Genomic DNA, 20057 nt, shown 5'->3' on the forward strand with positions numbered 1-20057 from the left:
CACGGTTCCTCGGTACGTCTCTCAGGCACGCCTCCTTCTCCTGCGAGGTGCAGATGAGCACGACACAGACCCGGCAGCACTCCCAGGGCGAACGGCCCGACGACACGGGCGCGTTCGCCTGGCTGCGCGGCCTCGGGCCGCGCGGCCGCCGCGCGTTCGGCGGCGCTTTCGGCGGATACGCCCTGGATTCCTACGACTTCTTCACCCTGCCCCTGTCGATGGTGGCCATCGCCGCCTCCTTCGGCCTCGACAAGGGCCGGACCGGCCTCCTGACCACCGTCACCCTCGTCGTCTCGGCGGTCGGCGGCGCGCTCGCCGGCGTCCTCGCCGACCGCGTCGGCCGGGTGAAGGCGCTGATGATCACGGTCGTCACGTACGCGCTCTTCACCGTGCTCTGCGGCTTCGCCCCGAACTACGAGACCCTGCTGGTCTTCCGGGCGCTCCAGGGCCTGGGCTTCGGCGGCGAGTGGGCCGTCGGCGCGATCCTGGTCGCCGAGTACGCCTCCGCGAAGCACCGGGGCCGGACGCTCGGCGCCGTCCAGAGCGCCTGGGCGGCCGGATGGGCGCTCGCGGTGCTCGTGTACACCCTGGTCTTCCAGTGGGCCGAGGCGGATCTCGCCTGGCGGATCCTCTTCTGGACGGGCGCACTGCCCGCGCTCCTCGTCGTCTACGTACGGCGGAACGTGGAGGACGCCCCGCAGGCGGCCGAGGCCCGCCGGGCCGGCGCGGGGCGCGGCTCGTTCCGGGCGGTGTTCCGTCCCGGCCTGCTGCGCACCACGCTCTTCGCGATCCTGCTCTCGACCGGCGTCCAGGGCGGCTACTACACGCTCGCCACCTGGGTCCCGACCTTCCTGAAGACCGAGCGCGGCCTGACCGTCGTCGGCACGGGCGGATATCTGACCCTGCTGATCTCCGGGGCCTTCACCGGCTACCTGACCGGCGGATACCTCACCGACCGGCTCGGCCGGAAGAAGAACATCGTTCTCTTCGCCGTGCTGTCCGCGGTGTCCGTCCTCGCGTACACCCACCTCCCCGCCGGGGCGAACACCCTGCTCCTGCTGCTCGGTTTCCCGCTCGGCTTCTGCATGTCGGCCATCTTCAGCGGCTTCGGTTCCTTCCTCGCGGAGCTGTACCCGACGGCGGTACGCGGCACGGGGCAGGGGCTCACGTACAACACGGGGCGCGCGGTCGGGGCCGTCTTCCCGACCCTGGTCGGCTTCCTCGCCGAGAGCTGGGGCGTGGGCGGAGCCCTTGTCTTCGGCGCCGCCGGCTACGGCCTGGCCGTACTGGCGCTGCTCGGGCTGCCCGAGACCCGGGGGAGGGAACTCGTATGAGCGAGGCGGTGGTTCTCGATCCGCGCGAGGCACGCGCGCGTGCCCGGGCCGGGACGGCGGGGCCGACGGCCGGCTCCGGCTCGTCGACGAGCCGGGGGACGTGCCGGTGTTCTGGGCCTGCGGGGTCACCCCGCAGGCGGCCGTGATGGCCTCGCGCCCGCCGTTCGCGATCACCCACGCCCCGGGCCGGATGTTCGTCACCGACGTCCGGGACGAGCACTACCGCATCGCCGTCTGAACGACGCCGACCCGTACCACCGCACCACCAGGTGAGAGAGGAAGCACCACATGACCTGGGTCCCGATCGATCTCAACGCCGATCTCGGCGAGGGCTTCGGCCGCTGGACGCTGACCGACGACGAGCAGCTCCTGTCCGTCGTCACCAGCGCCAACGTGGCCTGCGGCTTCCACGCCGGGGACGCGGCCACCATGCGGCGGGTGTGCGAGCTCGCGGCGGCGCGCGGGGTACGGATCGGGGCCCAGGTGTCCTACCGCGACCTGGCCGGCTTCGGGCGGCGCGCGATGGACGTCCCGGCGGCGGAGCTGGCCGCCGAGGTGGCGTACCAGATCGGCGCCCTGGAGGTCTTCGCCCGGGCCGCGGGCTCGCGCGTCTCGTACGTGAAGCCGCACGGGGCGCTCTACAACCGGGTGGTCCGGGACGTGGAGCAGGCGGCGGCGGTCGTCGACGGCGTGCTGCTCGCGGACCGGACGCTGCCGGTCCTCGGGCTTCCGGGGTCCCGGCTGCACGAGGCCGCCGCTGCGGCCGGGCTCCCGGTCGTCGCCGAGGCCTTCGGCGACCGGGCCTACCGGGCGGACGGCTCCCTGCTGCCACGGGGGCAGGAGGGGGCCGTCGTCACGGACCCGGACGAGGTCGTCGAACGGGCCGTGTCCATGGCCCGGTTCGGGGTCGTCACGGCGCACTGCGGGAGCTCCGTCGCCGTCCGGGCCCGGTCGCTCTGCCTGCACGGGGACACCCCGGGCGCGGTGGGTCTCGCCCGGCGGGTCCGGGAGCGGCTGGAAGCCTCCGGCGTGCGCGTGGAGGCCTTCGCGTGAGGGTGCTGAGGGTGGGCGACCGCGGCCTCCTGGTGGAACTGGACGACGGCGGGGCGACGGAGGCCTTCCACACCGAGCTGCTGCGGCGGCGGGCGGCCGGTGCGCTGCCCGCCGTACGGGAGATCGTGCCGGCGGCGCGGACCGTGCTCCTCGACGGGGTGGAGGATCCGCGGCGGCTCGCGTCCGAGCTGACGGGATGGGAGCCGGCGCCGCTCCACGCGCGCGTGGGCGAGGCCGTCGAGGTGCCGGTCCGCTACGACGGGCCCGACCTGCCGGAGGTCGCCGCGCTGTGGGGGGTGTCGGTGGAGGCGGCGGTACGGATCCACACGGCGGCCGAGTTCCGGGTCGCCTTCTGCGGGTTCGCGCCCGGCTTCGGCTATCTGACGGGGCTCGGCGAGCGGTACGAGGTGCCGCGCCGGGCCACGCCGCGCACGGCCGTCCCGGCCGGCTCGGTCGCCCTGGCGGGGCCGTACACGGGCGTCTACCCGCGCTCCTCCCCCGGCGGCTGGCAGCTGATCGGCACCACGGACCTGGTCCTCTGGGACGCCGAGCGGGAACCGGCCGCGCTGCTCACGCCCGGCACCCGGGTCCGGTTCACGGCAGGGGGCGGGCGATGAGCGACCGGGCCTTCGCCGTCGTCCGGGCCGGGGCGCTGACCACCGTGCAGGACCTGGGGCGCACGGGGTACGCGCACCTCGGCGTGCCCCGCTCGGGCGCCCTCGACCCGGCGGCCGGGCGCCTCGTCAACCGGCTCGTCGGCAACGCCGAGGACGCGGCGGTCCTGGAGACCACCGTCAACGGGTGCGCGCTGCGGCCCCGGTGCGCGGTGACCGTGGCGGTGGGCGGCGCGCCCTGCCCGGTCCGGGTGGACGGCCGTCCGGCCGCCTGGGGGACGACGCTCCGGGTCGCGGCCGGGTCGGTCCTGGAAGTGGGCGCGGCCGTGCGCGGACTGCGCTCGTACGTGGCGTTCGGCGGCGGGATCGCCGTCGCGCCGGTGCTCGGCAGCCGCTCCACCGACCTGCTGTCGGGCCTCGGCCCGGCGCCGCTGGCGGAGGGGGCGGTGCTGCCGCTGGGAGCGGCAACGGCCGTACGGGGGTCGGTCGACGCTCCCCCCTGGCCGGGCCCGCCGGACGAACTCGTCCTGCGGGTCCGGCCGGGGCCCCGGGACGACTGGTTCACCGGTGCGGCGCTGCGCACCTTCACCACGCGCGCGTACCGGGTGTCTCCGGCGAGCAACCGGATCGGGCTGCGGCTCGAAGGGCCTTCCCTGGAGCGGGCCGTGCCGGGTGAGCTGGCGAGCGAGGGCATGGTCCTGGGCGCGGTGCAGGTGCCGCCGGACGGGCGCCCGGTGGTGTTCCTGGCGGACCATCCGACGACCGGGGGCTATCCGGTGGTCGCGGTCGTGCGGGAGGCCGACCTGGGCGCGGCGGCGCAGGCGGTCCCGGGGACGCCGGTGCGGTTCGTGCCGGTGCGCTGAGGGCTCGGAGGGGCGGCCGACGGCTCAGAGGGGTGGCGGGCCGTAGCCCCCGCCGCCCGGGGTGCGCAGGACGAGGACGTCGTCGGGGCCCACCTCCGTGGTGGCGGCGCCTTCGAGGTGCTCGACGGTGCCGTCGGCGCGTTCCACGAGGTTCTCGCCGAGGGCGCCCGGCTCGCCGCCCGCCATTCCGTACGGCGGGACCCTGCGGTGGCCGGTGAGGAGGGCCACCGTCATCGGCTCCAGGAAGCGCAGCCGCCGCTCCACGCCGTGGCCGCCGTGCCACCGGCCGCGCCCGCCGCTGTCCTCCCGTACGGCGAAGGCGTCGACCCGGACCGGGTGGCGCCACTCCAGGATCTCGGGGTCCGTGAGCCGGGAGTTGGTCATGTGGGTCTGGACGGCGTCGGCGCCGTCGAAGCCGTCCCCGGCGCCCGAGCCGCTCGCGACGGTCTCGTAGTACTGCACGCGCGCGTTGCCGAAGGTGACGTTGTTCATGGTGCCGGAGCCCTCGGCCTGGACGCCGAGGGCCGCGTAGAGCGCGCCCGTGACGGCCTGGGAGGTCTCGACGTTCCCGGCGACGGTGGCCGCGGGGTGGACGGGGGCGAGCATGGAGCCGGGCGGGACGCGGACCTCCAGGGGCTCCAGGCAGCCGCTGTTGAGCGGGATGTCCTCGTCGACGAGGGTGCGGAAGACGTACAGGACGGCGGCCATGACGACGGCGGTGGGCGCGTTGGCGTTGCCGGGCAGCTGGTCGGAGGTGCCGGTGAAGTCGAGGACGGCGGAGCGCCGTTCGCGGTCGACCCGGACGGCCACCTCGATCACCGCGCCCCCGTCGGTCTCGTAGCGGTACGCGCCGTCGTCGAGGCGCGCGACGATGCGCCGTACGGACTCCTCGGCGTTGGCGCGGACGTGCCGCATGTAGGCCTGGACGACGTCGAGCCCGAACTCCTCGACCGTGCGGCGCAGTTCCTCGATGCCCTTCTCGTTGGCGGCGATCTGGGCGCGCAGGTCGGCGAGGTTGGTGTCCGGGTCGCGGGAGGGGTGGCGGGCGCCGGTGAGCAGGGCGCGGGTCTCGGTCTCGCGCAGCCGGCCGTCGCGGACGAGGAGCCAGTTGTCGAAGAGGACGCCCTCCTCGTCGACGGTCCGGCTGAAGGCGGGCATGGAGCCGGGGGTGATGCCGCCGATCTCGGCGTGGTGTCCGCGCGAGGCGACCAGGAAGCGGAGTTCCCGCCCCTTGTCGTCGAACACCGGGGTCACGACGGTGACGTCGGGGAGGTGGGTGCCGCCGTGGTACGGGTCGTTGATCGCGTACACGTCGCCGGGGCGCAGGTCGTCCCCGCGCCGGCGGAGCACCTCCTTGATGGACTCCCCCATGGAGCCGAGGTGGACGGGGATGTGGGGGGCGTTGGCGATCAGGTTGCCCTCGGCGTCGAAGAGGGCGCAGGAGAAGTCGAGGCGTTCCTTGATGTTGACGGACTGGGCGGTGTTCTCCAGGCGGACGCCCATCTGCTCGGCGATGGACATGAAGAGGTTGTTGAAGACCTCCAGGAGGACGGGGTCCACGTCCGTGCCGGCGGCCACGCGCGCGGGGCGGGGGACGACGCGGTGCAGCCGGAGGTGGCCGTCGTCGGTCGCGGTGGCCCGCCAGCCGGTGTCGACGACGGTCGTGGCGTCGGCCTCGGCGAGGATCGCGGGCCCGTCGACGCTGTCGCCGGGTCGCAGGTCCTCGCGCCGGTGGAGCGGGGCGTCGTGGGGGGTGCCGGCGCTGTGCATCCGGACGGTGGCGAGGGGCGCGAGGGCGCCGGTCCGCTCTCCGGTGTCCACGAGCACCGGGCCGTGCGGTCCCGCCGTGCCGACGGCCTCGACGGTGACGGCCTCGACGACGAGCGGCCGGTCCAGGGTGAAGGCGTAGCGCGCACGGTGAACATCCGTGAACCCGGTCTTCAGCTCGTCGGGCGGTGCGAGGTCGACGGGAAGGCTCGCGTCCGTGCCCGCGTACCGCAGGAGTACGCGCGCGTGCGTGGTGATCGCCTCGTCCGGCAGTCCGTCGGCGCGCAGCTCCTCGCGGGTGCGGTCGGCGAGTTCGGCGCAGAGGGCGGTCACGCGGTCGTGGGTTCCGTCGGCGTCGAGTTCGGCCTCGACGGACCGCTCCCGCATGGCGGTCGCGTCGGCGAGCCCGATCCCGTACGCCGAGAGCACTCCGGCCAGCGGGGGTACGAGGACGGTGTCGATGCCCAGGGCGTCGGCGACGGCGCAGGCGTGCTGGCCGCCGGCGCCGCCGAAGCTGGTGAGGGCGTACCGGGTGATGTCGTGGCCGCGTTCCACGGAGATCTTCTTGACGGCGTTGGCCATGTTGAGGACGGCGATCTCCAGGAAGCCGGCGGCGACCTCCTCGGGGGTGCGGCCGCCGCCGACCTCCTCGGCGAGGGCGGTGAAGCGCTCCCGCACGACCTCGGCGTCGAGGGGAAGGTCGCCGCTCTCGCCGAAGACGGCGGGGAAGTGGGCGGGTTGGACGCGCCCGAGCATGACGTTGGCGTCGGTGACCGTCAGGGGGCCGCCGCGGCGGTAGCAGGCGGGTCCGGGGACGGCGCCGGCCGAGTCGGGGCCGACGCGGTAGCGGCGGCCGTCGTAGTGGAGGACGGAGCCGCCGCCCGCCGCGACGGTGTGGATGCTCATCATGGGCGCCCGCATGCGCACCCCGGCGACCTGTGTACCGAGTTCACGCTCGAAGGCGCCCGCGTAGTGCGACACATCGGTGGAGGTGCCGCCCATGTCGAAGCCGATGACGCGGTCGTGTCCCGCCTGCACCGAGGTGCGGGCCATGCCGACGACGCCGCCCGCCGGTCCCGACAGGACGGCGTCCTTGCCGCGGAAGTGGGCGGCCTCGCGGAGTCCCCCGTTGGACTGCATGAACATGAGGCGGATTCCGGCGAGTTCGCGGGCGACCTCGTCGACGTACCGGCGCAGGATCGGCGAGAGGTAGGCGTCGACGACGGTGGTGTCCCCGCGCGGGATCAGTTTGATGAGCGGGCTGACCTCGTGCGAGCAGCTGACCTGCGTGAAGCCCGCGGCGCGGGCCGCCTCCGCGACCCGGGTCTCGTGCTCGGGGTGCCGGTAGCCGTGCAGGAGGACGACGGCGGCGGAGCGGAAGCCGTCGCGGTGCGCGGCGGCGAGCGCCTCGGCGACGGCGGTCTCGTCGAGCGGGTGGACGACGCCGCCGTGGGCGTCGATCCGCTCGGGGACCTCGATCACGCGCGCGTACACCGCCTCGGGCAGCACGATGTGGCGGTCGAACAGCCGGGGCCGGTTCTGGTAGGCGATGCGGAGCGCGTCGCGGAAGCCCTCGGTGACCAGGAGCACGGTCGGTTCGCCGCGCCGCTCCAGGAGGGCGTTGGTGGCGACGGTGGTGCCCATCTTGACGACGGCGATCCGGTCGGCGGGGACGGGTTCGTCCGGGCCGAGGCCGAGGAGGAGGCGGATGCCGGCGACGGCCGCGTCCCGACTGCGCGTGGGGTCGTGGGAGAGCACCTTGCGGGTGACGAGCCGGCCGTCGGGCCGTCGCCCGACGACGTCGGTGAAGGTGCCGCCCCGGTCGATCCAGAACTCCCAGCGCCCGGTCATCTCCCCATTGTGGCCGCGAGCGCCGCCGCGAGGGCGTCTTCCGCGCGCGCGTCGAGGGGTGCGGTGCCGGTGCCGTCGGCCCAGTGGCGCAGTTCGGCGCCGGCGAGCAGGAGGAGCTGCGGGAGCAGGTCGCGGCTGCGGCGCAGGACCCAGCCGGTGCCGGCGGTGGCGAGCCAGAGCAGGGCCTCGGTGCGGGTCGGCTGCGGCTGGGCGGGCTCCGTCGAGGGCGGGGCGCCGTGGACGATTCCCCGGGCGGCGAGGAGCCCGTGGAAGCCGGCTGCGACGGCCCGGTGTCCGCGCTCGCCCGGGTGGAGCCGGTCGGCGCTCCACAGGGCGCGGTCCTCGGTCCAGGCGGGGTCGGCGAGGTGCAGGTGGACGGCCCCGTACCGGGCGGACAGCGCGTGCACGACCGCGTTGACGGAGCGCTGGCGGCGGGCGAGCGGGCGTGCCAGGGGCGGCGGCAGGCCGAGCATCCGGCCCGGATCGGGCAGACAGGCCGTCAGGAGTACGGCTCCGAGGGCGTCGAGATCGGCACAGACCCGGTCCAGGCGGCGGGCGAGCCGGACGATGTCGAAGCCGCGGCGCAGGGTGTCGTTCACCCCGACGACGACGGAGGCGAGGTGCGGCCGGAACGCGAGGGCGCGGGGAGCCTGGGTGTCGGCGACGTCCGCGCTGAGCGCCCCGCTGGCGGCGAGGTTGAGGAAGGCCGCCCCCCGCCCCTCGGCCGCGAGCCCCTCGGCGAGCAGCCCCGCCCACCCCCGCCAGGCCCCGGCCACCCTGTCCCCGACGCCCTCGCTGAACGAGTCGCCGAGCACGACGAACCGCAGGGGGCCGGTGTCACGGTCCTCGACGGGACCGCGGGGGACCGGGACCCCGGGCACGGGCTCTGCCGGAGCGGCCGTGGCCGCCCCCGCCGTCTCCGGTGTCATCGCCGCACCTCCTCGGGGACCTGCGGCCGGGCCGTCGGCAGGGTGTCGTGGGCGCGGAGGAAGGCGGTGACCGCGCGGTCCCAGGAGAAGACCTCCGCACGCGTGCGTGCGGCCCGCCGGCGGGTGCTCTCCGGGGCCGCGAGGAGCTCCCGTACCCCGGCGGCGAAGGCGGCCGGGGTGTCGGCGGCGGAGGCCCCCGCCGTGCCCACGACCTCGGGCAGGGCGGAGGAGGCGCTGACCACGACGGGGGTCCCGCAGGCGAGGGCCTCCAGGGCGGAGAGCCCGAACGTCTCCGCCGGCCCGGGAGCCAGGCACACGTCGGCCGCAGCCTGGAGGTCCGCCAGGGCCTCCGGGTCGGCCACGTGCCCGAGGAACCGCACCGGGAGGCGCCGCTCGCGCGCCCGGCGCTCCAGGGCGCCCCTCAGGGGCCCTTCTCCCGCGACCACGAGCGCCGCCGCGGTCCCGTCCGCCCGCAGCTCCTCCAGGGCGTCCAGGGCCGTGCCCGGCCGCTTCTCGACCGAGAGCCGCGAGCACAGCAGGAGCAGCACCCGTTCCCCGTCGGCGTACCGGGCCCGCAGCGCGGTGCTGCGGCGGCCGGGCCGGCAGCGCTCCAGGTCCACGCCGAGCGGGGCCCGTACGACGTTGCGCGCCCCGATCCGTACGAACTCGCGCTCCGCCCACTCCGTCGTGCACACGATCCGCGCGAAGGCCCACGCCGTGCGGCGGTTGAGCCGGTCCGCCGTGCGGGCCGCGAGCGCGGGCGGCACGCCCCAGGTGCGCAGCACCCCGTCGGCGGTCTCGTGGGAGACCATGACCGACGGCACGCGCGCGCGTCGCGCCCACTCCCCCGTCCACCGGAGGGTGGTGCGGTCCGAGACCTCGATCCGGTCGGGGGCGAGTCCGTCGAGGAGCCGGCGGACCCGGTGCCGGTCGGTGAGGACCCGGTAGCCGCCGGTGCCGGGCAGGACGGGGCCGGGGAGGGTGATGATCCGGCCCTGTTCGGTGTGGTGGTCGCTCGCGACCTCGCCGGGGACGACGAGGACGGGTTCGTGGCCGGCGGCCAGGTAGCCGCGGCCGAGCCGGTCGAGGGCGGTGCGCAGGCCGCCCGAGGTGGGGGTCACGAAGTTCGCGAGCCGCACGATCCGGAGTCCGGCGCCGTCCCCCGTGCCGGGGACGCCCGCGCGTGCGCCGTTCATGCCGCCACCGCCGTGCGCTCGCGCAGCACCTCCAGGTAGTGGCCGATCAGCTCGTCGCCGAGCGCCTCCCAGGTGCGTCCCTCGACGGCGGCCCGGCCGGCCAGGCCGTACTCGGCGCGCGTCCCGGGGTCGGCGGCGAGCGCGGCGACGGCCTCGCGGAGCGCGTCCGGATCGCCCGGGGGTACGAGGAGCCCGGTGCGCCCGTGGTCGACCAGGTCCAGGGGGCCACCGGCCGCCGGGGCGACGACGGGGACACCGCTGGCCATGGCTTCCTGGACGGTCTGGCAGAAGGTCTCGTGCGGGCCGGTGTGGGCGAAGACGTCGAGCGAGGCGAAGATCCGGGCGAGGTCGGCGCCGGTGCGGCGGCCCAGGAACCGGGCGCCCGGCAGGGCGGCGCGCAGGGCGGGCCCGCTCGGCCCGTCCCCGACGACCACGACCCGGACGCCGGGGAGCGCGCAGGCTCCGGCGAGCAGGTCCACCCGCTTCTCGGGGGCGAGGCGGCCCACGTAGCCGACGAGGAGTTCCCCGTCGGGGGCGAGCTCGCGGCGGAGGGCGGTGTCGCGCAGCTCGGGGCGGAAGCGGACGGTGTCCACGCCGCGTCCCCAGAGCCGGATGCGGCCGATGCCGTGGGCCTCCAGGTCGCGTACGGCGGCGGAGGACGGGGCGAGGGTGCGGTCGGCGGCGCCGTGCACGGCCCGGAGGCGGCGCCAGGCGGCGCCCTCGCCGGTCCCGACGTACGTGCGCGCGTAGCCGGCGAGGTCGGTCTGGTAGACGGCGACGGCGGGTATGCCGAGCCGGGCGGCGGCGGTCATCCCCCGGACGCCGAGGACGAACGGTCCGGCGAGGTGGACGAGGTCGGCGCGGTGGGCGGCGATGGCGGCGGCGACCCGGCGGCTGGGCAGGGCGACCCGTACCTGCGGATAGCCGGGCAGGGGCAGGGAGGGCACCCGGACGACGGCGCAGGGGGCGTCGGCGTCCGCGGCCGGGTCGGCGACGGCGGGGGCGATGACGAGCGGGGTGTGCCCCCGCCGGACGAGGTGGCGCGCGGTCTGCAGGGCGCAGTGCGCCACACCGTTGACGTCGGGAGGGAAGGATTCGGTGACGATGACGACACGCATACGGGTGTTGTCGTCGCGTCCGGCGTGTACCTGCCGACGTGGATCTGAAGGGGGAGGGAACGTCCCATGAGCGTTTCCCCTGGAGCCGGGAGAACACACCGGTGAAGCCGGGAAAACACACCGGTGAAGCCGGGAAGCACGCCGGTGGAGCCGGGAAACGCACCGGCCCCCGGGGCGGGGCCACGGTCGGCGGGGTTTCCGCCGCAGGCCGCGCCGTCCCGGGGGCCGGGTGGCGGGTGGCTGGGGGGTGCGAGGTCGGGCCGGGAGGGGTTGGCCGGACCTGTCGCCGCCCCGGAGCCGGGGTCAGACCTGGAGGTCCGGCCCTATCCGGTTGCGTACCGCCGTCTGGACCTCGACCTCTTCGGCGGGGTCCGCGGCGAGGCGGCGCAATCGTTCGGCGACGCGCACGTCACCGGTCTCGGCGTGCTGGGCCGCGACCTCGCGGGTGGTCTCCTCGCAGTCCCAGAGGCATTCGACGGCGAAGCCGGTCGCGAAGGTGGGGTCGGTGGTGGCGAGGGCGCACGCCACGCGGCCGCGCAGCTGGGAGGAGGTCGTCTCGCGGTAGACGTGGCGCAGCACGGGGGCCGCGCAGGCGATGCCGAGGCGTCCGGCGCCGTCGACGAGGCAGGCGAGCTCGGGGGCGTCGGGGCCCGCGGAGCGCACGGTGCCGCGCAGGGCGCCGAGGACGAGGGGGGCGTCCTGGGCGGTGCCGCGGCAGGCGAGGACCTCGGCGGCGGCGGTCCCGAGGGCGTCGGTGCGCCGGACCCACGCGCGGGCGCGGGCGACGGCGTCGTCGCCGCACATCCGCCGGTAGGCGGCGACGGCGGCGTCGGCGACCTCGCGGGAGTCGCCGTCGGCCGCGGCCTCGACGAGGTCGAGGACGGCGGGGTCCCGTGACTCGGCGAGGTGGTGCAGGGCGGCGCCGCGGGCTCCCGGCGCGCCGTACCGGGCGGCGGCGAGGAGCTCGGGCCGGTCCTCGGGCCCGGCGACGGCGGTCAGGCAGCGGGCGGCGGGGCCGTACAGCACGGCTCCGCGCTCGTACCCCTCCTGCGCCCAGTCGAGGACGGCCTTGACGCTCCAGCCGGGGCGGGGCCCGGTGGGGCGCATCTGGCGCTGCCAGCGGTCGAAGGAGCCCTGTTCCCCGGCGGCCCTGACGCGGGCGCCGACGGCCTCGCGCGGGTCCTCGGCCCACAGCCGCCAGGGGCGGGGCTCGAAGGCGTCGCGGACGGTGCGCGCCAGCTCGGCTTCGCCCTCCGCGTCGGCCGGGAAGCGGGCCAGTACGGGCAGGGCGAGCGCGCGGAGTCCGGCGTCGTCGTCGCGGAGGGCGAGCTCGTCGAGGGCCCAGGCCCAGTTGGCGCCGGTCGCCGCGTACCGCCGGAGCAGCAGCAGGGCGTCCTGGCGTCCGTAGGACGCGAGGTGCCCGAGGACGGCGAGCGCGAGCCCGGTCCTGGACTCCTCGGTGTCGAGGTGGTCCTCGGCATCGAAGAGGTGCGCCTCGATCTGCTCCAGGCCTCCGTGGAGGTCCAGGTAGAGACGGGCGTAGTAGAGGGAGCGGTTCTCGACCTGCCAGTCGTGGCGGGGGTCGTCGAGAACGCAGTGGTTGAGGGCCGCGAGGGCCTCGGCGCGTGGCGCGGCGAGGGCGTGCAGGGTGCCGTCGCCGCGGCCCCGCTGCAGCAGGCCGAGCAGGGTGCCGCTCGGCGCTATGACTGGATCGAACATGGAAGACGCCTCACATCAAGCTGTCGACACGACCGGGGGATACCGGGGAGAGCCCGGTCGGGCGGTACATCGCCCGTACGCCTAGGCCGTGCGGCAACATTCGGGGCCGCCCGTCGTCGTGATTCGCCTGCCAGTGACCATCTTCCTCAGCCTCTCGTCGGTGGCCCGTTTTGCCGGGCCCGACGTCATGATGACCCACCCATTTCGCCACCGCGACCACATTTACGACCCCGCTCCCACCTGGGGTTCAACCGCCGTTCACCTGGCGCCGAAGAGCTCCAGGAGTTCGGTCTTGCCGAACATGCGGGCGGTGTCGAGCGCGGACGGAGTCCCTGCCTCCGGATTTGCGCCGGCGGCGAGGAGGGCGCGGACGACGGCGTCCTCGCCCTTGAAGACGGCGCCGGCGAGCGGGGTCTGGCCGCGGTCGTTGGCGCGGTCGGCCTCGGCGCCGCGCTCCAGGAGGGCGGTGACCGCGGCGGCGTGGCCGTGGTAGGCGGCGAGCATGACGAGGGTGTCGCCCTTGTCGTTGGTGAGGTTCGCGGGGACGCCCGCGTCGAGGTAGGCGGCCAGGGCGTCGGCGTCACCCGTGCGTGCGAGGTCGAAGACCTTGGACGCCAGCTCGATGACCTCGGGGTCCGGAGTCTCGCTCATCGGGTGGACCGCCTCTCTCCTGCGTTGTTGGCCTGTGCACGGCAAGCGCGGCCGTACGAGTGAATCGACAGGGTACTGCCCGTCCGGCGACATGACCGCGCCCGGCCGAGGCAAAGATCACGTCATCCCGCCCGGGGACCCGCCTCTAGCGCACGCCGGGTTTTTCGCCACCCGGCGCGGCGTTCGGCGTCCGCCGGTCAAGTGAAATCACCCGTTTTTCACCCGAATGCACCTTTAGTCACATAGATACTTGCTGTGAACTTGGAAGGACTCATGGTGACTGTCCCCTCAACCAGGAGAACAACCAATGATCCTGTCCATCTCAGGCGTGGTCCTGCTCGGCATCATCTGCTTCCTGTTCTTCAAGAAGGACGGGATGAAGGCCTCGCACGCCCTCGTCAGCGCGCTGTTCGGCTTCTACCTCGCGGGCACCGCCATCGCCCCGAGCATCACGGCGGGTGGCCAGAGCCTCGCCGGCCTCCTGGGCGGGATCAAGTTCTGACGCCCTTCAGTCCCTTCCACCGATTCAGGAGTACTTCGTGGCCCGGCGACCACTCCCCCGCATTCTGAGCAGCGGCAGCGCACAGATCGCTCGCAGTCGAGAGATCGCGCGCTCGGCCGCCGACAGCGCCACCGACGTGCTCCATCCCCTGATCACGATCTCCCGTGGTCTGCGGAAACTGGCCGCGACCGCGCGCGCCAAGTGGGCCGCGACCCCGAAGGAGCGGCGTGGTCCCACGCTGCTCCTGGTCGCGGCCTGCGTCCTGGTCGTCGCCCTCATGCCGTACGGGCCGCTCCTCGCGCTCGTCCTGCTCATGGCCGCGGCCGCGTGGAAGGGACGTGAACGCCCGGTCGTGAAGACCGGGCCCGACGACGCGGAGATCGCCCGGCTCAAGGGCCTGTACGAGGCCCTCGTGCCGTATTTCTCCGTCCCCGACGACCCCTCCCCGCTGTTCGCCCACGGCGGCGACTGGAGCGGTGCCTTCACCGAGTACGCCTTCGACGAGGACGGCCGGCTCACCCGGCTGCGGATCGCCTATCCCCCCTACTTCACCGACGGCGAGCCCGCCGCACGCGCGCGCATCGAGCAGCTGCTGCACGCCAAGTCGGGGCGCGGCCGCGAGTACCTCTTCGACTGGGACGAGGAGGGCAACCTGCTCGTCATGAGCGTGCTGCCCGCCCTGCCCACCACCATCGCCGCCCAGCGCTTCGTCACGGTGCCGGGCGAGACCGTCCTCGGCTTCACCGACGCCGACGCCGTGCAGCGGACCGTGCCCGTCGTCTCGGCGGACGGCACGGAGGACGCGCCGGCCGTCGTCTGGCGCACCGGCCCCCGCTCCACCGAGCCGCATCTGCTCGCCGTCGGCCAGCCCGGCAGCGGCACCACCTCGCTGCTGCGCTCGATCGCCCTCCAGGCCCTCCCCCACGGCGACGTGCTGATCGTCGAGGGCGGCGGCACCGGCGAGTACGCGTGCCTGACCGGCCGCGCCGGCGTCCTCGCGGTCGAGTGCGGGCTCTCCGGCGCCCTCGCCACCCTGGAGTGGGCGGCGCACGAGACGGAGCGGCGGCTGATCGCCGCGAACCGGGCCCGGCAGGCCGGCCTGCCCGCGCCGGAGGACACCCGCCGCCCGCTGTGGATCCTGCTCGACCGGCCGGGCGTCCTCGGCCACCTGGCCGCCGCCGACGGCCGCCCCGACCCGCAGGAGCTGCTCCAGGTGCCGCTGCGGCACGGGCGCGCGGCGCACGTCACGGTGGTGGTGGCCGAGCAGTTCGACAGCGTGGACACGCTGAGCGAGGCGGTACGGACCCACACCCGGGCCCGGATCGTCCTCGGCCCCGCCACCGCGGAGCAGATCACGGCCGTCCTCGGCGCCCAGCCGCACACCACGCCGACGCCCGAGGTCCCGGCGGGCCGCGGCTACGCGCGCCTGGGCACCGGTCCGGTCCTGCGGCTCCAGGTGCCGGCGACGCCCGACCCGTACGACGACGCGACGAGCGAGGCGCACCGCCGGGCGGTCCTCGAGCTCCTCCCGGAGCGCCCGGCGATCACGGCCCCGGCCGCACCCACGACCCCGCCGGCGATCACGGTCGAGACCCCGGTCACCACCCCGCCGGCGATCACGGTCAAGAGTCCGGTCACCGCCCCGGCCACCGTCACCGCCTCGGACACGGTCACCGTCAAGACCCCGGCCCCGGTCGCCGTCACCGCCCCGGACACGGCCGCGCTCACCGCCCCGGACACGGTCGCGCTCCCGGTCGCCGCGGTCGAGGCGGCCCCCGGCTCGGCCCCCGAACCGGCCCCGGCGCCCCGTGCCGAACCGGAGCCCGGCCCGGCCCCGTTCCACACCCCGGTCCCCGCGGAGGGCTGAGACCGGCCGCGCATGTACGGAGGGTCCCCGCGCGCGCGTGGGGACCCTCCGTACATGCGCGTGACCGGGCTACGCCACGAACGACCTCGGCGGTTCCGCTCCCCCGCTGCCGAGGCCGGACTCGACCAGGCGGGCCGCGGCGGCGAGGCGGGCGGCCGCCTCGTCGGCGACCGGGCCGCCGACCGTGAAGGGCAGCCGGACGAAGCCCTCGAAGGCGCCGTCGACGCCGAAGCGGGGCCCGGAGGGGACGCGGACGCCGACCCGTTCCCCCGCCTCGGCGAGCCGGGAGCCGGAGAGGCCGCCGGTGCGGACCCAGAGGGTCAGACCGCCGCGCGGGACCGAGAACTCCCAGTCCGGGAGCTCCCGGCGGACCGCGGCGACGAGCGCGTCCCGGTTCTCCCTGGCCTGCTCGCGGCGGAGGCTCACGGCCTCCTCCCAGCCGCCCGTCCGCATGAGCCAGTTCACGCCGAGCTGCTCCAGGACGGGGGTGCCGAGGTCGGCGTACGCGCGCGCGGCCACCAGGGAACGGATGACGTCGGGCGCGGCCCGGACCCAGCCGATCCGCATGCCCGCCCAGAAGGCCTTGCTGGCCGAGCCGACGGTGAGGACGGTGGCGCCCGCCGGGTCGAAGGCGCAGACCGGCCGGGGCATCTCCAGGCCCTCGTCCAGGTGCAGCTCGGCCATGGTCTCGTCGACGACGAGCACCGTGCCGGCCGAGCGGGCCGCCTCGACGAGCTGCCGCCGCTGGTCCTCGTCGGCGAGCGCGCCGGTCGGGTTGTGGAAGTCGGCGACGACGTACGCGAGGCGGGGCGCCGCGTCCCGCAGCACCTGCCGCCAGCGCGGCAGGTCCCAGCTGCCGAGGCCCTCGGCCATGGCGACGGGCACGAGCCGGGCGCCCGCCGAGCGCATCAGCTGGAGGATGTTGGCGTAGGAGGGCGACTCGACGGCGATCCGCTCGCCGCGCCCCGCGAAGAGGTGGCAGATGGCGTCGATGGCGCCCATGGCGCCGGTCGTGACCATGATCTGCTCGGGCATGGTGGGGATCCCGCGCGCGGTGTACCGGTCGGCGAGCATCTGCCGCAGCGCGGGCAGCCCGGCCGGGTAGTCCCCGTGCGTGTGGGCGTACGGCGGCAGCTCCTCCAGGGCGCCCTGGACGCCCCGGGTGAGCCAGGGCTCGGGCGCGGGCAGGGCGGCGCAGCCGAGGTCGATCATCGAGCCGAGGGCCTCGGGGGGCAGCGGTTCGAGGCCGCGTGCGGGCAGCGGGTTCCCGGCGGGCACGGCGGTCCAGCTGCCGGCGCCGCGCCGGGACTCCAGGAAGCCCTCGGTGCGCAGCGCCTCGTAGGCGGCGGCGACCGTCGTGCGGCTGACGGTGAGCGCGAGGGCGAGTTCCCGCTCGGCGGGCAGACGGGCGGCGACCGGGACGCGGCCCTCCAGGACGAGCAGCCGGATGCCGTCGGCCAGGGCGCGGTAGGCGGGCGGCTTGCGGGCGCCGGGTCCGGCGGGCCGGGGCTGCTGCGCCTGGAGCTGCCGGGCGAGCTGAGCCGGTCCCACCGCCGAAGTCCACTGAGCCATGGAAATCAGTCCACCTTCCTCGAATTGGCCATGGTTGACATCCGATCCCCCGCCACAGAGTGTCATGAGTCAGTCCACTACCACCACCTTGGGGGGCAGTTCCTTGTCCATCGCCTCCGGTCTCCACGGCCGGCACCTCACCCGCCGGCTCGTCCAGCTGTACGTCGGGCTGACGCTGTACGGGGTCAGCTCGGCGCTGCTCGTGCGCAGCGGGCTCGGCCTGGAGCCCTGGGGCGTCCTCCACCAGGGTCTCGCCGAGAAGACCGGGCTCACCATCGGCGTGGTGTCGATCATCGTCGGTGCGGTGGTGCTGCTGCTGTGGGTCCCGATCCGGCAGCGGCCCGGCCTCGGCACGGTCTCCAACGTGTTCGCGATCGGTCTGGCGACGGACGGCACCCTGGCCCTGGTCCCGGACGTCGACGGTCTGGCCGGGCAGGTGCCGCTGCTCCTGCTCGGCATCGTCCTCAACGGGGTCGCGACCGGCCTGTACATCGCGGCGCGGTTGGGCCCCGGCCCGCGCGACGGCCTGATGACCGGTCTGCACCGGCTGACCGGCCGGTCCATCCGGCTCGTGCGGACGGCGATCGAGGTGGTGGTGGTCGCCACCGGCTTCCTGCTCGGCGGCTCGGTCGGCGTCGGCACCGTCCTCTACGCCCTCGCGATAGGTCCGCTCGCCCAGTTCTTCCTGCGCTGGTTCGCCGTCCCGGAGGCGGCCCCCGAAACCCCCGAGCCGGACTCCGTCCCCTCCTCGGTCGCCACGCGGACACCGGAAGGCGCCATACTGCGCCCGTGACTCGCGTACGCCACCCCTACCTCGACCACCCCTCCCCCCTCGCGTTCGCCCATCGCGGCGGCACGGCGAACGGCCTGGAGAACACCGCGGCCGCCTTCCGCCGGGCCGCCGCGGCGGGCTACCGCTATTTCGAGACCGATGTGCACACGACGTCCGACGGGGTGCTCGTCGCCTTCCACGACGCGACCCTCGACCGGGTGACGGACACCTCGGGCCGGATCGGCGACCTGCCGTGGGCGGCCGTACGGGAGGCCCGCGTGGCCGGCTCCGAGCCCCTGCCGCTCTTCGCGGACCTCCTGGAGGAGTTCCCCGAGGCCCGCTGGAACGTGGACCTCAAGGCCGAGTCGGCCCTGGCCCCGCTGGTCGACCTGATCCGCAGGACGGGCGCCTGGGACCGGGTCTGCGTGGGCTCCTTCACCGAGTCCCGGATCGCGCGGGCCCAGCGCCTGGCCGGTCCCCGGCTCGCCACCTCGTACGGGGTGCGCGGCGTGGTCGGGCTGCGGCTGCGCTCCTGGGGGATCCCGGCGGCGCTGCGGGCGGGCGCCGTGGCGGCGCAGGTCCCGGAGCGCCAGGCAGGGGTCCCGGTGGTCGACCGGCGGTTCGTACGGGAGGCGCACGCGCGCGGGCTCCAGGTCCACGTGTGGACCGTGAACGATCCGGCCCGGATGAACTCTCTCCTCGACCTGGGGGTCGATGGCATCATGACCGATCACCTGGAGACGCTGCGCGGCGTGCTCACCGACCGGGGAGCGTGGATCTGAGCCGCGTCCCGGCCACGGGAACGAACGAGGGGGGCGTGGCCTTGACCGCAGACACCATCGAGCCGGAGGAGTACGCCTCCGATCCCGCCGAGCGGAAGCGCGAGCAGCGGGGCTGGTACTTCTACGACTTCGCGTGCTCGGTGTACTCGACGAGCGTGCTCACCGTGTTCCTGGGGCCGTACCTGACCTCGGTGGCCGAGGCGGCCGCCGACGCCCACGGGTACGTGCACCCGCTGGGGATCCCGGTGCGGGCGGGCTCGCTCTTCGCGTACGCCGTGTCCGCCTCGATCGTGGTCGCGGTCGTGGTGATGCCGCTGGTGGGCGCGGTGGCGGACCGTGCGGGCCGGAAGAAGCCGCTGCTCGCGGCGTCGGCGTACCTGGGAGCGGCGGCCACGACGGGGATGTTCTTCCTGGCGGGCGAGCACTACCTGCTCGGCACCTTCCTGTTGATCGTGGCGAACGCCTCGCTGTCGGTCTCGATGGTGCTCTACAACGCCTATCTGCCGCAGATCGCCGAGCCGGACGAGCGGGACGCGGTCTCCTCGCGCGGCTGGGCCTTCGGGTACACGTCCGGCGCGCTGGTCCTCGTCCTGAACCTGGTCCTCTACTCGGGGCACGACTCCTTCGGCCTCTCGGAGGGCGAGGCGGTCCGCATCTGCCTGGCCTCGGCCGGTCTGTGGTGGGGCGCCTTCACGCTCGTGCCGCTGCGCCGGCTGCGCGACCGGCAGGTCCGCCCGGAGGGAGCCGGGCGGTCCGGCGAGGGCGCGGTCGGCAGCGGCTGGGGCCAGCTGCGGGCGACCCTGAAGGACATGCGCCGGCATCCGCTGACGCTCTCCTTCCTCCTCGCGTACCTGATCTACAACGACGGCATCCAGACGGTGATCTCGCAGGCCTCGATCTACGGCTCCGAGGAGCTGAAGCTCGACCAGACGACGCTCATCACGGCGGTCCTGCTCGTCCAGGTGCTCGCGGTGGCGGGCGCCCTCGGGATGGGACGACTCGCCCGGGTGTACGGCGCCAAGCGGACGATTCTGGGCTCGCTGGCGGTCTGGACGCTGATCCTGGCGGCGGGCTACTTCCTGCCGGCGAACTCGCCGGTGTTCTTCTACTGGCTGGCGGCCGCCATCGGCCTGGTCATGGGCGGCAGCCAGGCGTTGTCGCGCTCGCTGTTCTCGCATCTGATACCGCGCGGCAAGGAGGCGGAGTACTTCTCGGCGTACGAGATGAGCGACCGCGGGCTCAGCTGGCTGGGTCCGCTGGTGTTCGGTCTCGCGTATCAGCTGACCGGAAGCTATCGGGATGCCATCATCTCCCTGGTGATCTTCTTCGCCGTCGGTTTCACGCTGCTCGCCCGGGTCCCGGTCCGGCGTGCGGTGGCGGCCGCGGGGAACCCGATACCCGACCGTATTTAGACGTGGCGGTGAAAGGGCGGTAGTGTACGCGTTTGGCCTGCCAGGCGGACCGTTA

The 20057-nt window shown here is 74.9% G+C and carries 16 protein-coding genes and 1 pseudogene; 10 read left to right on the forward strand and 7 right to left on the reverse strand.

Annotation, left to right across the window (positions count from 1 at the left end; all coding sequences use genetic code 11):
• The first annotated feature begins 53 nt into the window (after positions 1 to 53).
• The 5 genes and pseudogenes from SVTN_RS06415 (at position 54) to SVTN_RS06430 (ending at position 3864) form a co-directional block, all read left to right on the forward strand.
• Positions 54 to 1334: an MFS transporter gene (locus tag SVTN_RS06415; protein WP_041128178.1), complete on the forward strand. Its 1281-nt coding sequence runs from the start codon at positions 54 to 56 to the stop codon at positions 1332 to 1334.
• A gap of 88 nt (positions 1335 to 1422) precedes the next feature.
• Positions 1423 to 1572, forward strand: a pseudogene (locus tag SVTN_RS41905) (D-glutamate cyclase family protein); the annotation flags it as partial.
• 50 nt (positions 1573 to 1622) lie between these two features.
• Complete coding sequence (locus SVTN_RS06420; protein WP_041128179.1) at positions 1623 to 2387, forward strand: LamB/YcsF family protein; 765 nt, start codon at positions 1623 to 1625, stop codon at positions 2385 to 2387.
• A complete protein-coding gene (gene pxpB / locus SVTN_RS06425; RefSeq protein ID WP_041128180.1) occupies positions 2384 to 3004 on the forward strand; it encodes a 5-oxoprolinase subunit PxpB in 621 nt (206 codons plus the stop codon). Before SVTN_RS06420 ends, pxpB begins: the two co-directional genes overlap by 4 nt.
• On the forward strand, positions 3001 to 3864 hold the full coding sequence (locus tag SVTN_RS06430; protein WP_041128181.1) for a 5-oxoprolinase subunit C family protein: 864 nt from the start codon (positions 3001 to 3003) through the stop codon (positions 3862 to 3864). The genes pxpB and SVTN_RS06430 overlap by 4 nt, the downstream gene beginning before the upstream one ends.
• Before the next feature lie 24 nt (positions 3865 to 3888).
• Here SVTN_RS06430 and SVTN_RS06435 read toward each other — a convergent pair whose 3' ends face one another.
• The 6 genes from SVTN_RS06435 to SVTN_RS06460 all read right to left on the reverse strand — a co-directional run bounded on the left by SVTN_RS06435 (position 3889) and on the right by SVTN_RS06460 (position 13095).
• The gene (locus tag SVTN_RS06435; protein WP_041128182.1) at positions 3889 to 7482 is read right to left on the reverse strand and encodes a hydantoinase B/oxoprolinase family protein; all 3594 of its coding nucleotides are present in this window, start codon (positions 7480 to 7482) and stop codon (positions 3889 to 3891) included.
• Complete coding sequence (locus SVTN_RS06440) at positions 7479 to 8411, reverse strand: SGNH/GDSL hydrolase family protein (protein WP_078908237.1); 933 nt, start codon at positions 8409 to 8411, stop codon at positions 7479 to 7481. Before SVTN_RS06440 ends, SVTN_RS06435 begins: the two co-directional genes overlap by 4 nt.
• Complete coding sequence (locus SVTN_RS06445; protein ID WP_052499006.1) at positions 8408 to 9607, reverse strand: glycosyltransferase; 1200 nt, start codon at positions 9605 to 9607, stop codon at positions 8408 to 8410. The genes SVTN_RS06440 and SVTN_RS06445 overlap by 4 nt, the downstream gene beginning before the upstream one ends.
• On the reverse strand, positions 9604 to 10725 hold the full coding sequence (locus tag SVTN_RS06450; protein WP_041128183.1) for a glycosyltransferase family 4 protein: 1122 nt from the start codon (positions 10723 to 10725) through the stop codon (positions 9604 to 9606). Before SVTN_RS06450 ends, SVTN_RS06445 begins: the two co-directional genes overlap by 4 nt.
• A gap of 303 nt (positions 10726 to 11028) precedes the next feature.
• Entirely contained in the window at positions 11029 to 12444 is a 1416-nt protein-coding gene (locus SVTN_RS06455) for a hypothetical protein (protein ID WP_041128184.1), read from the reverse strand.
• Between the two features lie 258 nt (positions 12445 to 12702).
• Entirely contained in the window at positions 12703 to 13095 is a 393-nt protein-coding gene (locus SVTN_RS06460; RefSeq protein ID WP_041128185.1) for an ankyrin repeat domain-containing protein, read from the reverse strand.
• Between the two features lie 307 nt (positions 13096 to 13402).
• On the opposite strand from SVTN_RS06460, the gene SVTN_RS06465 reads away from it, so the two are divergent.
• Entirely contained in the window at positions 13403 to 13597 is a 195-nt protein-coding gene (locus SVTN_RS06465; protein ID WP_015032212.1) for a hypothetical protein, read from the forward strand.
• A gap of 37 nt (positions 13598 to 13634) precedes the next feature.
• The gene (locus SVTN_RS06470) at positions 13635 to 15464 is read left to right on the forward strand and encodes a membrane protein (RefSeq protein ID WP_041128186.1); all 1830 of its coding nucleotides are present in this window, start codon (positions 13635 to 13637) and stop codon (positions 15462 to 15464) included.
• Between the two features lie 69 nt (positions 15465 to 15533).
• Here the strand turns inward: SVTN_RS06470 and SVTN_RS06475 are convergent, their stop codons facing one another.
• Positions 15534 to 17036 (reverse strand): SCO1417 family PLP biosynthesis transcription factor, encoded by a 1503-nt coding sequence (locus SVTN_RS06475; RefSeq protein WP_041128187.1) that lies wholly within the window; start codon positions 17034 to 17036, stop codon positions 15534 to 15536.
• Positions 17037 to 17139: 103 nt separating this feature from the next.
• Here SVTN_RS06475 and yczE point away from each other — a divergent pair, with 103 nt between their 5' ends.
• Genes yczE through SVTN_RS06490 form a run of 3 tightly spaced genes read left to right on the forward strand, consistent with a single transcriptional unit; the run spans position 17140 to position 20002 of the window.
• Entirely contained in the window at positions 17140 to 17829 is a 690-nt protein-coding gene (gene yczE / locus SVTN_RS06480) for a membrane protein YczE (protein ID WP_041128188.1), read from the forward strand.
• Entirely contained in the window at positions 17826 to 18590 is a 765-nt protein-coding gene (locus tag SVTN_RS06485) for a glycerophosphodiester phosphodiesterase family protein (RefSeq protein WP_041128189.1), read from the forward strand. The genes yczE and SVTN_RS06485 overlap by 4 nt, the downstream gene beginning before the upstream one ends.
• 41 nt (positions 18591 to 18631) lie before the next feature.
• On the forward strand, positions 18632 to 20002 hold the full coding sequence (locus SVTN_RS06490) for an MFS transporter (protein ID WP_041133661.1): 1371 nt from the start codon (positions 18632 to 18634) through the stop codon (positions 20000 to 20002).
• Positions 20003 to 20057: the final 55 nt, after the last annotated feature.

Origin of the sequence: Streptomyces vietnamensis (assembly GCF_000830005.1) — a bacterium.
In the GTDB taxonomy this organism is placed as follows: domain Bacteria; phylum Actinomycetota; class Actinomycetes; order Streptomycetales; family Streptomycetaceae; genus Streptomyces; species Streptomyces vietnamensis.

What these genes read in the sequence shown, in the direction of transcription:
- SVTN_RS06475 (WP_041128187.1), bottom strand. Translation starts at nt 17,036, where the DNA reads ATGGCTCAGTGGACTTCGGCGGTGGGACCGGCTCAGCTCGCCCGGCAG.
- SVTN_RS06430 (WP_041128181.1), top strand. Translation starts at nt 3,001, where the DNA reads ATGAGCGACCGGGCCTTCGCCGTCGTCCGGGCCGGGGCGCTGACCACC.
- SVTN_RS06450 (WP_041128183.1), bottom strand. Translation starts at nt 10,725, where the DNA reads ATGCGTGTCGTCATCGTCACCGAATCCTTCCCTCCCGACGTCAACGGT.
- SVTN_RS06435 (WP_041128182.1), bottom strand. Translation starts at nt 7,482, where the DNA reads ATGACCGGGCGCTGGGAGTTCTGGATCGACCGGGGCGGCACCTTCACC.
- SVTN_RS06440 (WP_078908237.1), bottom strand. Translation starts at nt 8,411, where the DNA reads ATGACACCGGAGACGGCGGGGGCGGCCACGGCCGCTCCGGCAGAGCCC.
- SVTN_RS06415 (WP_041128178.1), top strand. Translation starts at nt 54, where the DNA reads ATGAGCACGACACAGACCCGGCAGCACTCCCAGGGCGAACGGCCCGAC.
- SVTN_RS06465 (WP_015032212.1), top strand. Translation starts at nt 13,403, where the DNA reads ATGATCCTGTCCATCTCAGGCGTGGTCCTGCTCGGCATCATCTGCTTC.
- SVTN_RS06420 (WP_041128179.1), top strand. Translation starts at nt 1,623, where the DNA reads ATGACCTGGGTCCCGATCGATCTCAACGCCGATCTCGGCGAGGGCTTC.
- SVTN_RS06455 (WP_041128184.1), bottom strand. Translation starts at nt 12,444, where the DNA reads ATGTTCGATCCAGTCATAGCGCCGAGCGGCACCCTGCTCGGCCTGCTG.
- SVTN_RS06460 (WP_041128185.1), bottom strand. Translation starts at nt 13,095, where the DNA reads ATGAGCGAGACTCCGGACCCCGAGGTCATCGAGCTGGCGTCCAAGGTC.
- SVTN_RS06445 (WP_052499006.1), bottom strand. Translation starts at nt 9,607, where the DNA reads ATGAACGGCGCACGCGCGGGCGTCCCCGGCACGGGGGACGGCGCCGGA.